At 42.1% G+C, this 16,310-nt stretch carries 14 protein-coding genes; 7 read left to right on the forward strand and 7 right to left on the reverse strand.

Annotated elements, in window-relative coordinates:
* The first annotated feature begins 25 nt into the window (after positions 1–25).
* From dnaE to ABLA85_RS12270, 5 genes are all read left to right on the forward strand, one after another.
* Entirely contained in the window at positions 26–3,508 is a 3,483-nt protein-coding gene (gene dnaE, locus ABLA85_RS12250) for a DNA polymerase III subunit alpha (RefSeq protein WP_367964486.1), read from the forward strand.
* 12 nt (positions 3,509–3,520) lie between these two features.
* The gene (accA, locus tag ABLA85_RS12255) at positions 3,521–4,480 is read left to right on the forward strand and encodes an acetyl-CoA carboxylase carboxyl transferase subunit alpha (RefSeq protein WP_367964488.1); all 960 of its coding nucleotides are present in this window, start codon (positions 3,521–3,523) and stop codon (positions 4,478–4,480) included.
* Positions 4,481–4,711: 231 nt separating this feature from the next.
* Positions 4,712–5,629: a DMT family transporter gene (locus tag ABLA85_RS12260; protein WP_367964490.1), complete on the forward strand. Its 918-nt coding sequence runs from the start codon at positions 4,712–4,714 to the stop codon at positions 5,627–5,629.
* 32 nt (positions 5,630–5,661) lie between these two features.
* Positions 5,662–7,047 (forward strand): tRNA lysidine(34) synthetase TilS, encoded by a 1,386-nt coding sequence (tilS, locus tag ABLA85_RS12265; RefSeq protein WP_367964491.1) that lies wholly within the window; start codon positions 5,662–5,664, stop codon positions 7,045–7,047.
* A gap of 416 nt (positions 7,048–7,463) precedes the next feature.
* Complete coding sequence (locus ABLA85_RS12270; RefSeq protein ID WP_367964492.1) at positions 7,464–7,925, forward strand: VapA/VapB family virulence-associated protein; 462 nt, start codon at positions 7,464–7,466, stop codon at positions 7,923–7,925.
* A 185-nt stretch (positions 7,926–8,110) separates the two neighbouring features.
* On the opposite strand, the gene rof is transcribed toward ABLA85_RS12270, so the two are convergent.
* The gene (rof, locus tag ABLA85_RS12275) at positions 8,111–8,377 is read right to left on the reverse strand and encodes a Rho-binding antiterminator (protein ID WP_367964493.1); all 267 of its coding nucleotides are present in this window, start codon (positions 8,375–8,377) and stop codon (positions 8,111–8,113) included.
* A gap of 324 nt (positions 8,378–8,701) precedes the next feature.
* On the opposite strand from rof, the gene nlpE reads away from it, so the two are divergent.
* Positions 8,702–9,382, forward strand: coding sequence for an envelope stress response activation lipoprotein NlpE (nlpE, locus tag ABLA85_RS12280; RefSeq protein WP_367964495.1), 681 nt, complete (start codon positions 8,702–8,704; stop codon positions 9,380–9,382).
* A gap of 100 nt (positions 9,383–9,482) precedes the next feature.
* On the opposite strand, the gene proS is transcribed toward nlpE, so the two are convergent.
* From proS to metN, 6 genes are all read right to left on the reverse strand, one after another.
* Complete coding sequence (gene proS / locus ABLA85_RS12285) at positions 9,483–11,204, reverse strand: proline--tRNA ligase (RefSeq protein WP_367964497.1); 1,722 nt, start codon at positions 11,202–11,204, stop codon at positions 9,483–9,485.
* Between the two features lie 119 nt (positions 11,205–11,323).
* Positions 11,324–12,031, reverse strand: a complete 708-nt coding sequence (tsaA, locus tag ABLA85_RS12290; RefSeq protein ID WP_367964499.1) for a tRNA (N6-threonylcarbamoyladenosine(37)-N6)-methyltransferase TrmO — start codon at positions 12,029–12,031, stop codon at positions 11,324–11,326.
* Between the two features lie 53 nt (positions 12,032–12,084).
* A complete protein-coding gene (rcsF, locus tag ABLA85_RS12295; protein WP_367964501.1) occupies positions 12,085–12,477 on the reverse strand; it encodes an Rcs stress response system protein RcsF in 393 nt (130 codons plus the stop codon).
* Positions 12,478–12,633: 156 nt separating this feature from the next.
* Positions 12,634–13,449 carry a MetQ/NlpA family lipoprotein gene (locus tag ABLA85_RS12300; RefSeq protein ID WP_367964503.1) on the reverse strand — a complete coding sequence of 272 codons (816 nt, stop codon included), beginning with the start codon at positions 13,447–13,449 and terminating at the stop codon, positions 12,634–12,636.
* Between the two features lie 181 nt (positions 13,450–13,630).
* Positions 13,631–14,284, reverse strand: coding sequence for a methionine ABC transporter permease MetI (locus ABLA85_RS12305; protein ID WP_038259762.1), 654 nt, complete (start codon positions 14,282–14,284; stop codon positions 13,631–13,633).
* The gene (gene metN, locus ABLA85_RS12310; protein WP_367964505.1) at positions 14,277–15,308 is read right to left on the reverse strand and encodes a methionine ABC transporter ATP-binding protein MetN; all 1,032 of its coding nucleotides are present in this window, start codon (positions 15,306–15,308) and stop codon (positions 14,277–14,279) included. The genes ABLA85_RS12305 and metN overlap by 8 nt, the downstream gene beginning before the upstream one ends.
* 184 nt (positions 15,309–15,492) lie before the next feature.
* Between metN and gmhB the strand changes: the two genes are divergently transcribed.
* On the forward strand, positions 15,493–16,059 hold the full coding sequence (gmhB, locus tag ABLA85_RS12315) for a D-glycero-beta-D-manno-heptose 1,7-bisphosphate 7-phosphatase (protein ID WP_367964507.1): 567 nt from the start codon (positions 15,493–15,495) through the stop codon (positions 16,057–16,059).
* Positions 16,060–16,310: the final 251 nt, after the last annotated feature.

Consider the following 16,310-nt stretch of genomic DNA (forward strand, 5'->3'; position numbering starts at 1 on the left):
TCTGGAATAAGTATCTGAGCAGATTATGACCGAACCACGTTTTGTGCACTTGCGTGTTCACAGTGATTATTCAATGATTGATGGCTTAGCCAAAACAGGACCACTGATAAAAAAAGTGGCTGAACTGGGTATGCCTGCACTTGCAATCACGGATTTTACTAATCTGTGTGGTCTGGTGAAATTCTATGGCAGTGCTCATAGTGCAGGTATTAAACCCATTATTGGGGCTGATTTCTACATGGAAAGTGATCAATTGGGCGATGAATACGCCCATCTGACCATTCTGGCCCGTAATAATGAAGGTTATCAGAATCTGACTTTACTGATTTCCGAAGCCTATCAGAAAGGTTATGGCGCAATTGGCCCAACCATCAAACAAGAGTGGCTGGTAAAATATAAAGCGGGACTAATATTGTTGTCTGGCGGACGTATGGGCGATGTCGGCAAGTTTTTGCTGCGTGGCAACCAGGTGTTAGTTGAGCAATGTCTTGATTTTTACCAGAAACACTTTCCAGACTGCTACTATCTGGAACTCATCCGTACTGGACGTCAGGATGAAGAGACTTATCTTCATGCTGCTGTTGAATTAGCAGCAGAAAAAAATCTGCCGATTGTAGCAACTAATGATGTCTGTTTTCTGGAAAGTGAAGATTTTGAGGCTCATGAAATTCGAGTTGCCATTCATGACGGCTATACCCTCTCTGATCCCAAGCGTCCGAAAAATTACAGTCCCCAGCAATATTTGCGCAGTGAGCAGGAGATGTGTGAGCTTTTTTCTGACATCCCTGAAGCATTAGTAAATAGCGTAGAAATTGCGAAACGCTGTAATGTTACGATCCGTCTTGGTGAATATTTCTTGCCAAAGTTCCCGACAGGGGGAATGAGCACGGAAGACTATCTGATTGAAAAATCAAAACAGGGTTTAGAGCAGCGTTTAGCATTCCTTTATCCTGATCCGGCAATCAGGGCAGAAAAGCGCCCAGAATATGATGAGCGTCTGGATATTGAGTTGAAAGTGATCAACCAGATGGGTTTTCCGGGCTATTTCCTGATCGTGATGGAATTTATCCAGTGGTCGAAAGATAACGGTGTACCAGTAGGGCCAGGGCGTGGTTCTGGTGCGGGTTCTCTTGTCGCTTATGCCCTGAAAATTACTGATCTCGATCCACTTGAATTCGATTTATTGTTCGAACGTTTCCTTAACCCAGAGCGTATTTCCATGCCTGACTTTGACGTCGATTTCTGCATGGAAAAACGCGATCAGGTTATTGAACACGTTGCTGATATGTACGGACGGGATGCTGTGTCACAGATCATCACTTTTGGTACGATGGCGGCAAAAGCAGTAATTCGTGACGTTGGGCGAGTACTTGGGCATCCCTATGGTTTTGTTGATCGAATATCAAAGCTGGTTCCTCCTGATCCGGGAATGACACTGGAAAAGGCATTTGTGGCAGAGCCTCAGTTACCTGAAATTTACGAAGCGGATGAAGAAGTCAAAGCGTTGATTGACATGGCGCGTAAATTGGAAGGGGTAACTCGTAACGCAGGTAAACATGCGGGCGGGGTAGTTATTGCGCCAACTAAAATCACTGATTTTGCTCCTATTTACTGCGATCCAGAAGGTCAGAACCCGGTTACCCAGTTTGATAAAAATGACGTGGAATATGCCGGATTGGTGAAGTTTGATTTCCTCGGACTGAGAACATTAACCATCATCAACTGGGCACTTGAGATGGTAAATGCACGTCGCGCCAAGAAAAATCTGGAACCAATTGATATTGCGGCAATTCCACTGGATGACCAGAAAAGTTTTGACATGCTGCAACGTTCTGAAACAACGGCTGTGTTCCAGCTTGAATCCCGTGGCATGAAAGATTTGATCAAGCGTCTGCGCCCAGACTGTTTTGAAGACATGATCGCTCTGGTAGCACTGTTCCGTCCGGGGCCACTGCAATCAGGCATGGTGGATAACTTTATTGACCGTAAACATGGGCGGGAAGAAATTTCTTATCCAGATGTCGAATGGCAACATGAGTCCTTAAAACCTGTATTGGAGCCAACCTATGGCATCATCTTGTATCAGGAACAGGTGATGCAGATTGCTCAGGTATTGGCAGGTTATACCCTCGGTGGTGCAGATATGCTACGCCGTGCGATGGGGAAGAAAAAACCGGAGGAAATGGCTAAACAGCGCTCAGTATTTGAAGATGGCGCGGTAAAACAGGGGATAAATGGCGAACTTGCAATGAGAATCTTCGACTTAGTGGAGAAATTCGCAGGTTATGGCTTCAACAAATCTCACTCTGCTGCCTATGCATTGGTTTCTTATCAGACATTATGGCTAAAAGCCCATTATCCGGCAGAATTTATGGCTGCTGTAATGACCGCTGATATGGATAACACCGAGAAAGTCGTTGGCTTAGTGGATGAATGCTGGCGTATGGGGCTGAAAGTTCTGCCTCCTGATATTAATAGCGGTTTATACCATTTTCACGTCAATGATGAAGGTGAAATTGTTTATGGCATTGGTGCGATCAAAGGTGTTGGTGAAGGGCCGATTGAAGCCATTATTGAATCTCGTCAGAAAGGTGGACATTTTAAGGAACTGTTTGAACTGTGTGCCCGTGTTGATATCAAAAAACTGAACCGCCGGGTGATGGAAAAACTGATTATGTCAGGAGCATTCGATAGGCTAGGACCACACCGTGCAGCTTTAATGTCCTCACTGGAAGATGCTCTGAAAGCAGCAGATCAACATGCTAAGGCCGAAGCCATTGGGCAAACGGATATGTTTGGCGTGCTGGCGGAAGAACCTGAACAGGTTGAGAGTTCATATGCCAGTACACCAAAATGGCCGGACCAAGTGGTATTGGATGGTGAGCGGGAGACACTAGGACTATATTTGACCGGTCATCCGATCACCGGTTATTTAAAAGAGATTGAACGATATACAAATGGATTACGTCTAAAAGATGTGAATCCAACACCTCGTGGGCAAGTTACAACTGTGGTAGGTTTGGTGCTGGCATCCAAAATTGTAACGACCAAACGGGGTAATCGTATTGGTATCTGCACATTGGATGATCGCTCAGGACGGCTGGAAGTTATGTTGTTCTCTGATGCCCTGGAAAGATATCAGCATTTGCTGGAGAAGGACAAAATTTTAATCACAACCGGACAAGTCAGCTTTGATGACTTCAGTGGTGGGCTTAAAATGACAGCCCGGGAATTAATGGATATCAGTGAGGCCCGTGAAAAATTTGCACGTGGGCTTGCTATCTCGTTGTCAGACAGGCAAATTGATGAACAATTATTGAACCGTCTCCGTGGAACATTGGAGCCACACCGTTCAGGTACGATACCGGTTCATCTTTATTACCAGCGGGTGGATGCCCGCGCCCGTTTACGATTTGGGGCAACATGGCGGGTAACTCCAACGGATACCCTTTTGACAGATCTACGAACTCTGCTGGGTAGCGAGCAGGTAGAATTAGAATTTGACTAAAATAGGAACGTTATGATTCTGAATTTTCTGGATTTTGAACAGCCGATTGCCGAGCTGGAAGCGAAAATCGATTCGCTCACCGCAGTTAGCCGTCAAGACGAAAAGCTAGATATCAATCTGGATGAAGAAGTCCAGCGTTTGCGGGAAAAAAGCGTAGAGCTGACCCGCAAAATTTTTTCTGATCTGGGAGCATGGCAGATTTCCCAACTTTCACGTCATCCCCTTCGTCCCTATACACTGGATTATATTCAGCGTATTTTTACTGATTTTGAAGAATTGGCTGGTGATCGTGCTTATGCAGATGACAAAGCGATAGTCGGTGGATTGGCGCGTATTAATGGTCGTCCGGTGATGGTGATTGGGCACCAAAAGGGTCGTGAGACAAAAGAAAAGATCCGTCGTAACTTTGGTATGCCATCGCCAGAAGGGTATCGCAAGGCTCTGCGATTGATGGAAATGGCAGAGCGTTTCAAACTACCAATCATCACTTTTATTGATACTCCGGGCGCGTATCCGGGTGTGGGAGCAGAAGAGCGTGGGCAGTCAGAAGCTATCGCTCGTAACCTGCGTGAAATGTCTCGTTTGTCTGTGCCTGTTATCTGTACGGTTATCGGTGAAGGTGGCTCCGGTGGTGCATTGGCACTGAGTGTTGGTGATAAAGTGAACATGTTGCAATACAGTACGTTTGCCACCATCTCGCCGGAAGGTTGTGCTTCCATTTTATGGAAAAGTGCTGATAAAGCCCCTTTGGCAGCAGAAGCGATGGGAAATACAGCTCCCCGCCTGAAAGAGCTGAAATTGATTGATTCAGTGATCCCGGAGCCATTAGGTGGTGCACATCGTAACTACGAAGTAATAGCAGATACGCTGAAAGCACAATTACTGGCTGATCTTACTGAATTGAGTGAGCTCAGCAGTGAAGAATTAGTGAACCGTCGTTATGAACGTTTAATGCAGTATGGCTATTGTTGATAACCTGATTGAGTATAATTTTACATATCATTTTTGCAGGTAATTCTTTTACAGGTGTCTTCTACAGGTGGAAGTATTGGAGGATAGAGATTCTTCATTATTTCCACCTGTTTTATTGAATATGGTAAAAAAATCAGCAGAAACTATATTGAACAATATTATCGTTCTTATTACACGTTGAGATAAATTATCTTATTTACAGGGTATTAAAAATAATAAGTTGGGTTTTCGATGGCCAAATATCAATATATTATTTATGCGTTTTCCTGTGTATTCATCTGGAGTTTTATTCCGTCTATATCGCGTTTTGGTCAGAAAGAGATGGATCATTTCCAATTTTTATTCTGGTCAAATGTACTGTCAGTTTTAGCTGTCTTTCTGGTTGCGGTTATGATGGGGAGAAACTGGAAGCAACTCTTATTTATTCCTTTTCCTGTAATGATTAAGGTTCTCATATTAGGGGCTTTGGACTGTTTCTTTTATTTACTGCTCTACTATGGCTATTCTATCGAAAATGGCGTTGCTGTTTTGGTCATTCAATATAGCTGGCCGTTGATGATAATTGGACTATCATTTCTTTTGTTCAAAAAGAAATTGTCTATCAAGCAGATGATAGGTATGACAATTGGTTTTATTGCAGTTGTCATCACTTTTACTCAAGGTAATATCACTCAAATTTCTGTGCAGCATCCACAGGCTCTATTACTGGTGTTTAGCGGCGCGTTTTGTTTTGCGTTACTGTCTGTTTTATCAAAACACTTTGCTATTGATCCTTATATCAGTACGTTTTGGGTTTTCGCTAACTCAACTGTGGTATCTCTCATATTTTTATTCGCGTTTAGCAAATTCCAGTGGCCTATGGGAGATTCACTGATGCCAACACTGCTAAATGGCATCATATTGAATGGGATCTCCTATATTATCTGGTTCAAGGCTATGAGCAGCCCTGATTCACCGAAAATTGCCTCGATCCTATTTTTATCACCAATATTGTCGATGATGTGGTTGATTTTGTTTTTTGGTGATGAATTCGTTCCGGCCTATGTGGTCGGATTAGGGCTTGTTATCCTATCCGGGGTCCTTTGTATCAGTGCAAAGAATGAAACTTCGACGAAAAAGAAATTGTCGGATGATTTGATTGAGGATTGATATTCCGAATTAAAAAAAGAGTTTTATCCACAATGAATAGTACACATGAGCCTCTGATGATTGCGTTGACGGATCAGATAGGGACACATAAAAAAATCTTGGTTGGGTTTAGTGGTGGACTGGATTCTACCGTGTTGCTGCATTTGCTGGTTCGTCTGCGCCAGCAATCTTCACAAGCGGGCTGTGATAAACAGAATTCTATCACATTAAGGGCAATCCACATCCATCATGGCTTAAACGAAAAAGCGGATGAGTGGGTTGCTCATTGTCGTCAAATTTGTGCTGACTGGCAGGTTGATTTCCACGCCGAAAGAGTGAGCCTGGATAGCCGCAAGAAAGGTGTCGAAGCTGCGGCTCGTGATGCCCGCTATCAGGTTTTTCGGCATAAGTTGCAACAGGGTGAGATTCTGGTAACGGCACAGCACCTTGATGATCAGGCTGAAACATTTTTGTTGGCGTTAAAACGGGGAAGTGGACCGGCTGGCTTATCTTCCATGCCATCCTCTATGTCATTTGCTGAGACAACACTCATGCGCCCATTACTGAATGTCAGCCGTGCAGAATTAGAGAACTATGCACAAGAACAAGGGCTTAGATGGATTGAAGATGATAGTAATCAGGATGATCGGTATGATCGCAATTTCTTGCGTTTGAATATCATGCCACTGCTCAACCAGCGTTGGCCACACTTTTCACAAGCAGTTTCCCGTAGTGCCAGTTTGTGTGGTGAGCAAGAACAATTGCTGGATGAATTGCTTGATGATTTATTGAATTCGCTGATAACTCCAGAGGGAGCGATAGTCATTCCCCCTTTGGAAACATATTCTGTGGCTAAACGTAACGCATTACTACGTCGGTGGCTCAATCGGCATGGCGTGAAAATGCCCGCTCGTGAACAGCTTCAACGGATCTGGTCAGAAGTGGCACTTTCCCGACAGGATGCAGAACCTTGTTTCAGGTTAGGGCAGTTTGATATCCGTCGTTATCGACAACAGTTATGGCTGGTTTCTCAATATCAATCACTTGCTGGTATGGTTATCGAATGGAATACAGAACAGGAATTGCCATTACCAGATGGTCTGGGAACACTTTTCCTTTCCGAAAGTGGGGAGAATAAAGGAGATACGGTTAACATCAGAGCACCTAAGAATAATGAGCGGGTTGCAATCCGCTTTGGGGTTCAGGGAAATATCAATATCGTGGGGCGGCAGCATTCCCGCCATAGCAAAAAGTTATGGCAGGAGCTCGGTGTGGCACCCTGGCTCAGGGAAAGAACGCCATTGCTCTACTATGATGATAAGCTCATTGCAGCATTGGGGGTTTTTGTGACGAAAGAGGGGCAACCTTTGGCTGAAGAGATAGGTTTTTCAGTTCAGTGGCAGAAAATGTTACCTCATACTATCTTACCTCATACTTAGTTACTCATGGTAGGAGTCTGAATTGCGGTTTTAGGAGATTACATTAGGGATAATGTAATTTCTTGTTATTTAATGAATTAATTTTAAGGTGTTAACGCGATAAATTAAAAAACGCAAGATATAATAATTTATTATTGAAATTATAAGAATGTGTACTAAATTTTAAAATATAGGATGATTTTTAAGAGGTATAGCCGATTATAAATTCAAATAAGTTTTATCTTGTGGAGTTATTTATTATAAAAATAAATATCACTATAAATTTAACCCAATTTACTCTCAAATGAGTGAATAATGAAAAACATCGGATAATAATCTGGTGTCACAGATTTTTGAGAAAAATATTTAAATATAACTCTGTCATGAAAATAATTTTGTGATTTATTTGGTGTTTCATTTTGATTAAGGTTATTGTTATGAGTACTGAAAATAATAAGCGTGAAACTAAGATTCAAATTTTACAGTCATTTTCTACAGCAATGAAAGATAAACTGGATCAAAATAAGATTGATGAAATATGTCACGCGTTTGCTCTGATTAAATTAAGTCATTTTTATGATGCAACTTTTAGTATTTCTAGCTTTATACTTAAAACATACATTACTGTCTATTTAAGTAGCACTGATCGGACATTCAACGGAAAGGGAGATGCGTTAGGTACACTTGGGTGGGGGAAATATTGGGGGACATGTTACGCCATTGATTATGAAAAGCTTTTGAGATATACCACTAATTATTGGGCCAACACATTTATTGCAACTGCAGGCATATTATTTTTTGATGATAATAATTCATTATTAGGTTTTTTTATTGGCGATGGATCATCAACAGTTGTATCTGGAAATAGCGGAAAAGGTGCCTGGGATGCTATTGAATGATTCGTTTTATAATTAGGTTATGTTGACGTTTGCGAGTATCATGAAAAATGGTAAGAAGAATGTTTTTTTATGTCTGATTTACATGGGAAATTTACTTTTTCAACGATAAAAGTCCTCACTTAGTGCGAGGACTTTTTGTTATGTAGTCAGCCTTTGTTGTGTAGTAAACGTGTTCTACATGCTACTTATAATGAAGAATGTTCAATAACAATTGTTCCAATTTCTGGATTACTGAAACTGATAATGTGATCTAATCTTAATTCACGGGTTTCTTCATTTGATTCTACGAGAATATATTCGACTTTTTTTCTCAAAATCAATTTATTAGCTTTTCCCTCAAATATTTCACCACCCCGTAGCTGGATGTGTAAGTGAAGCTGGTTTTGGCAAGCTAGCTCAAGGCTATCGTAATCATCACAGTTAATTGGTTGATATTCAGTATCTATAGACATATTTGCTCACCACTATGTTAGTGGCGGTTATCGTGCCGCCCGTGATTGACCAAACTCAAATGCAAAAATGCTACCTTCGACTATAGCATAGTAACTTTTCCTTGATGACTGGATAAGTCTGTTGAGTTACTTTGAAAAAGTCAGTAGGTTAAATCCTTACTCTACCATTACGCAACAAAATTACGCCATTATTACTTGGCTTTTCACTGTGAATTTTGAGATACGGTAAAGTAATGTCAACCTGATTAAGAAAACTTCATATCTTATACAAGACTGATGTTATAAAGATGGTGTATCTGCTAGGTTTATTGAATGGAAATGGCGATGAATAAAAACATATTACTTGCTCTTGTAGCATCAGGAGTGCTAACAGTGGTTGGGTGTCAGCATAATCCTACTCATCAGAATGATTCGACACCTCAGAATCAGTTTCGAATCAATGAGAAAGTGTTTAACGGTGTGATACCTTGCGCCGATTGTGCCGGTATTGAGACTACCTTACAGCTTTCAAATGGCGGCACATATATTCTGGGACAAACTTATTTGGAATCCGGACAAGAAAAACCCTTTTTTGAAATAGGGCATTGGGTTGTCAATGGTAAAAAAATAAATTTAACCAGTAATGAAGGTGAAAAAGCCTATTACCAGATGACAGGAGAGGATCTGGTTATGCTGGATATTAAAGGCGAGCCGATCCAGTCAGAATTAAATTATAAGCTGGCAAAAGTGACTCCGAAGAAACTGGCAGGTGAGTATCGCTATTTTGCTGACAGTGCTACTTTTATCGAATGCCACAGCGGAAAATTCTATGATGCATCGGAAAATATCGAGCTGGAACGAGGTTACAGCGCAACGGGCGTGGAAGGTGAAAAGCCTGTTTATGTGGAAGTGGAAGGATATTATACGCTTCGTCCTTCAATGGAAGATGGGTTATTTGATAATGCATTAATTCAGACAGGTAAAATCCGTTTTGATAAATCCTCTTCTTGCCAGACTAAAAAGTAAGAAGTGATCTCTTCTGTCACATATAAAAAACCTGCGCATTGATTACGCAGGTTTTTTATTACTGATTCTGCCTGAAGGCAGGCTGGATGCTTAATCAGAATTAAGATGGTTTAATGTTACTTTTCAGGTATTCAACCACATTTTCCAGTTTCAGCATCTGTTTGTCACCATTGCGGCGGTATTTATATTCGATTTCGTCATTATCGAGATTGCGATCACCGATAACCAGAGTATGTGGCACACCAATCAGTTCCATATCTGCAAACATCACACCTGGCCGCTCTTTGCGGTCATCGAAAATCACATCAATACCGCTGGCACGTAAGTCAGCATACAGTTTTTCCGCAACCTCTTTGACACGATAGGATTTGTGCATGTTCATTGGCAAAATTGCTACCTGGAATGGCGCAATTGCATCTGGCCAAATAATACCGCGATCATCGTGATTCTGCTCAATGGCAGCCGCGACAATACGGGTCACGCCAATACCGTAACATCCCATTGTAACAACTTGGTTATGACCATCTTCGTTCTGTACGGTTGCTTTCAGGGCATCTGAGTATTTTGTGCCGAGTTGGAAGATATGACCAACTTCAATACCACGTTTGATTTGTAATGTACCTTGACCATCGGGGCTGATATCACCGTCAACCACATTACGAATATCTGCGATTTCTGGCAGAGGCAGGTCACGCTCCCAGTTAATGCCAAAATAGTGTTTATCATCAATGTTGGCACCTGCACCGAAGTCGCTCATAACGGATACACTGCGGTCAATGATAACAGGTATAGGCAGATTCACCGGACCTAAAGAGCCAGGGCCAGCTTTGACGATAGCACGAATTTCTTCTTCGGTAGCGAACTCTAGTGGGCTGGCCACCAATGGCAGTTTTTCTGCCTTGATTTCATTTAATTCATGATCACCACGAACCAGTAATGCCACCAGTTTATGTCCGCTTTCTTCTGTGGCATGGACGAGCAGTGTTTTGACCGTCTTCTCAATCGGCAGATTGAATTGTTCTACTAACTCGGCAATGGTTTTTGCATTTGGTGTATCCACCAGACGCATATCTTCTGTTGGCGCTGAACGCTCCTGAGAAGGCATGACCGCTTCGGCCAGTTCGATATTCGCTGCATAGTTAGATTCTGTAGAGAAAACAATATCATCTTCACCACTGGCGGCCAAAACCTGAAACTCATGGGAAGCATTACCACCGATAGAGCCCGTGTCTGCCTGAACTGCGCGGAAATCCAGACCGATGCGGGTAAAGATCTTGCTATAGGCGTCGTACATTTTGTCATAAGTCTCTTGCAGAGACTCTTGACTGGTGTGGAAAGAGTAAGCATCTTTCATGATGAATTCCCGTGAACGCATTACACCAAAGCGCGGACGAACTTCATCACGGAATTTGGTTTGGATCTGGAACAGATTCAATGGAAGTTGCTTATAGGAAGTCACTTCGTTCCGGATCAGATCAGTAATGACTTCTTCATGGGTTGGTCCCAGAACAAAAGGACGGGCGCCGCGATCTTCCAAGCGCAGTAATTCTGGGCCATATTGTACCCAACGGCCACTTTCCTGCCATAAATCTGCTGGCTGAACTACCGGCATGGAAACTTCAACTGCTCCAGCATTATTCATCTCTTCACGAACAATGTTTTCAACTTTTCTCAACACGCGGACACCGGTCGGCATCCAGTTGTAAAGACCAGAAGCGAGTTTACGGATCATTCCGGCACGAAGCATCAGCTTATGACTGACTACTTCTGCATCAGCAGGCGTCTCTTTTAAAGTAGAGAGCAGATATTGGCTAGTACGCATAGTAAGTTTCCATTGGATAGCAAGTTGCTTCTGGATGGCGAAATAAGATAGGGCCACCCAGCCCAGAAAATAAAATAAGCCGCTAGTCTACCAGTGAGTTTGCGATGTCAAAAGGAGTTTTAGCGCGGTTCGATAGAAACCACTTCCGTTATGGTGCCGCTAACCAGCCAGCGTATGTTGAAATCCAGTATATGAGCTGCATAGACTCGCTTTTCCTGCTCTTTCTTACGGTAGGCAGGACGCGGGTCTTGAGCCAAAACTTGGCGGATAAAACGTCGTAAATGAGGATAACTTGCCTGGTGGCATAAAAGTTGATGTTCTGCGGTTGGCGAAAAACAAACATCCATATCTGCATTTGGTGCATCCTGAGCAAATCCTGCTTTGGCTTCAGGGCGTGATTCAGCAAAGGGTAGATAGGGTTTGATATCGAGTACGGGAGTTCCATCCACTAAATCCAGGCTACCCAGTTGCAGTAGTAGGCGATTGTTTTGACAGTCAATGCCTTTCAACTCAACTAAAGACATACCGATCGGATTGGGGCGGAAGGTTGAGCGGGTAGCAAATACGCCCATTTTAGCATTGCCACCTAAGCGGGGAGGACGAACCAATGGGTTCCAGCCGTCGTTCATCGTTTGGTGAAAAATGAAAACAATCCAAAGATAGCTGAATTGTTCCAAACCACGCACAGCATCTGCCTGATTATAAGGGGCGAACAATTCGAGTTGACCTGTGCCATCTTCCACCAAACCCGGCTGACGGGGAATGGCAAACTTCTCTTTGTAAGGAGAGTGAATCGTTCCTATTTGGGTAAAATGAAAATCTGCCATAAGCCTTTTTTAATAGTACCGGATACTTTTATTAATAAAGAATATGATAATGTCTAATTAGTGGTTCTCAGCGCGGAGCCTTCACAGATAGCAATTTGATAGCACCCCTGACCAGGCAGGATTGCACATTGATGCAGTAGAACGGCATTGGCATTCAGGCCAGAGGCTTTTGCCAGCATTTTCTGTCGTGCAACAGCAATACTTGCTGGAGGATCTTGTAGTGTATTTCGGCAAGATTCCCCTGCAACGATACCAAGATCTTTAAATGGCGAGCCTAATAGTTCGTCTGGTTTTGTATATAACCGAATATTAGTTGCACTTTGGTTTTTTCTGATTGAATAGTTTTCCGTCTCTGAATCCGGCCTCTCAGTTTTATCAAACCGGGTTGGCAGGGAAGTACACCCAACCATAAAAAGCACCAAGAAACAGACAGGTAACATACGCATTGAGATGAATCCTTATTCTGATTGAATCAGTATGTGGGATGATTGAATATTGGCGAAACGATGATAAAAAGCCCTTCTTTCTCCAATTCCAATAAAAATGGGCGGATAAAAATATCCGCCCCAGAATTTTAATCTTGATTGCTTAAATATGAAAGGTTACCAACCTTTTATTGCGCCACCCTTGAAAACTTTTTGAGCTTCCTGATCGACTTCAGGTGATTGATAAGCTTTCACAAATTTTTGAACATTTTCAGCATCTTTATTATCTTCACGACTGACGATGATATTGACGTAAGGTGAATTTTTATCTTCAACAAAGATCCCATCTTGCTCTGGTGTTAAACCAATTTGTCCTGCGTAGGTATTATTGATAAGCGCCAAAGCGATCTTTTGGTCATCCAGTGAACGTGGTAATTGCGGTGCTTCCAGTTGAACAATATCCAACTGCTTAGGATTGCTGGTAATATCTAGAACTGTTGGCAGCAGGCCGACACCATCTTTCAATTTGATTAGACCTTGTTTTTGTAATAACAGTAGAGCACGCCCCTGGTTGGTTGGATCGTTTGGTATAGCAATCTGAGAACCATCCTGTAGTTCGTCCAGTGATTTGATCTTCTTAGAATAAGCAGCCATTGGATAGATAAAAGAATTACCAACAATGGCCAGTTTATAGTTACGCTCTTTTGTTTGCTGGTCTAAGTAAGGCTTGTGCTGGAAAACATTGACGTCAATGTCCCCTTTGCTCAGTGATTCATTCGGCAGAACATAGTCATTGAATGTTGTCAGTTCAACATCAAGGCCATATTTCTCTTTTGCTACTTGTTTCGCAACTTCAGCAACTTGTAATTCAGGCCCTGCAATGACACCCACTTTAATGTGGTTTGGGTCCCTCTGTTCTTGACCGCAGCCTGCAAGTGCGAGTGTTCCCAATAATGTCCCGATTACAGCAATGGATTTCAATTTCACTGACATATTTTTTACCCCTATCGAATACTGATTTATAACCTGTCTTATCAAGTTATTGCGTACTACTATAATGAGGCTTTTGGATGTAAGCCCGGTAATATACCTTTTAGATTTTAAGTTGCAGTTTTGTTTACTGCTATCTGAAAACTATCGGGTATAGGTGCTGTTAACCAACACACTTGTTGAATTATTTACGATTTACGGCTTTAACTAAACGGTCGCCACCTAATTGGATTAAGAATACTAAAACAACTAATAATGCTAATACGATGTTCATCACGGTTGCATTGTAGCCAATATAACCATATTGATAACCAATCTGACCCAATCCTCCAGCACCAACAGCGCCACCCATAGCAGAGTACCCAACTAATGTAATTAAGGTAATTGTGGCTGCATTGATCAAACCGGGTAATGCTTCTGGTAACAGAATCTTTTTGACAATTTGGAATGGCGTTGCACCCATTGCTCGTGCTGCTTCGATTAACCCGGATGGAATTTCTAATAATGCATTTTCTACCATACGAGCAATAAAAGGTGCTGCACCAACAGTTAAAGGAACAATCGCTGCCTGTAACCCGATTGAAGTTCCTACAATCAGCCGAGTAAAAGGGATCATCCACACTAACAAAATAATAAATGGAACCGAACGCGTTATGTTTACCAGTGCAGAAAGCGTGCGGTACAAAGTACCATTTTCTATGATCTGCCCAGGACGAGTAACATATAAAAGCACACCGGCAGGTAAGCCAATCACAAAACCAAAAAAACCGGAAACAAAAGTCATCACCAGAGTTTCCCAGACTCCTTTAGCCAATAATAAAATCATTCCTTCAGACATAACCGAGAACCTCTACTTTCACATGATGCTCTTTTAAGAACGTAATTGTTGATTCAATACTGCTATTTTCACCGTCTAATTCAGCCAGCATAACGCCAAATTTAACACCACCGGCATAATCCATTTGAGAACTCAATATGCTGATATCAATATTAAAACGACGTACTGCCATGGAGATTAGTGGAGCATCAACGGATTTACCTGTAAATTCTAGTTTCAATAATGGGCAGCTATCCGGAGTTGATTCAGATTGTAATCTTTGCTGATAGTCCTCAGGAATATCCAAATGTAGTGTGGACTTGATAAACTCTTGAGCAACAGGTGTCTTAGGATGAGAAAATATTTCGCTAACCACATCCTGTTCGATCAACTGCCCACCGCTAATTACGGCAACTTGGTCGCAAATGCGTTTAACGACATCCATTTCATGGGTAATCAACAAAATGGTTAACCCTAAACGACGATTAATATCTTTCAATAACTCCAGAATAGAGCGCGTTGTTGCTGGATCCAGCGCACTGGTAGCCTCATCACATAAAAGGACTTTTGGTGAGTTTGCCAGAGCACGAGCGATAGCGACACGTTGCTTCTGACCACCAGATAAGTTGGCAGGATAGGCATCACGTTTCTCAGAAAGACCGACTAATTCCAGTAATTCATCAACTTTCGTTTTTATTTCTGCTTTTGGGGTGTTGTTCAATTCTAAAGGTAGTGCCACATTGTCAAATACTGTTCTGGATGACAGCAGATTAAAATGCTGAAAAATCATTCCAATATGACGACGGGCACGAGTCAGTTCACGCTCTGAAAGAGAAGTTAAATCCTGCCCATCAACGAGTACCTGACCGGAAGTAGGGCGCTCAAGCATATTCACACAGCGAATTAAAGTGCTCTTTCCGGCTCCAGAGGAACCAATTACACCATAAATTTGCCCTTGCGGGACATGCAGATTGATATCAGAAAGTGCTTTTATACTGCGCGTTCCTTGTTGAAATACTTTATTTATCTGAGTCAGTTTTATCATTTTTATGTTTTTCTTAGAGATATAAAAGTGAGTAACTTGAAAGCATTTGCAACAAGTCATGAATTAAAGTGGATGTTAAGGCGTCTAGACGTCTAAGTCAACTAGGAATAAATTAAATGCTGCATTCTCATTCACTAACAAATCATGCGATACTGTCTGTTCAGTACATTCTTGGAGCAATCAGGTGAATCAAGGTATTCCCGCCGTATTTTTAGATCGTGACGGCACGATCAACATTGATCATGGGTATGTCCATGAAATAGATAATTTTCAATTTATTGATGGCGTGATTGAAGCCATGTTGGAATTGAAAAAAATGGGCTATGCATTGGTATTAGTCACAAATCAATCGGGAATTGCCCGGGAAATGTTCACAGAGGATCAGTTCTTACAATTAACAGAATGGATGGATTGGTCACTTGCGGACCGGGGCATTGATCTTGATGGTATCTACTATTGTCCACATCATCCAGAAGCAAGTGATGAACACTATAAAAAGAACTGTGATTGTCGTAAACCACAATCAGGTATGTTACTTGATGCACAAAAAGCACTGCATATTAATATGGCGGCTTCTTATATGGTGGGAGACAAAATAGAAGATATGCAAGCAGCAAATGCCGCTAGTGTCGGAATTAAAGTGCTTGTACGTACAGGGAAACCTGTAACACAAGAAGCAGAACAGGCCGCCGATTTGGTCATTAATAGCCTTGCAGAACTACCAAATGTGATAAAAAATAGGCAAAAATGACTCTTTTGCTTAAATGTTATTCGGTTGGAAAAGAAATTATAAAAAACGCTTGCGTAAATTCGAATGCTCCCTATAATGCGCATCCGTTGTCACGACAAACACACAAAACAGTCGGGATGACAGGAGTGAAAAGCCGCGAAAATAAGGGCTTGACACGCTGAGAGGAAAGCGTAAGATACGCAGCCTCGCAACCCGGAAGTGACTTCCCGGTTGCCACGCTCTTTAACAAATTAATCAGACAATCTGTGTGG

The sequence above is a fragment of the Xenorhabdus sp. SGI246 genome (genome assembly GCF_040838225.1).
Classification (GTDB): domain Bacteria; phylum Pseudomonadota; class Gammaproteobacteria; order Enterobacterales; family Enterobacteriaceae; genus Xenorhabdus; species Xenorhabdus indica.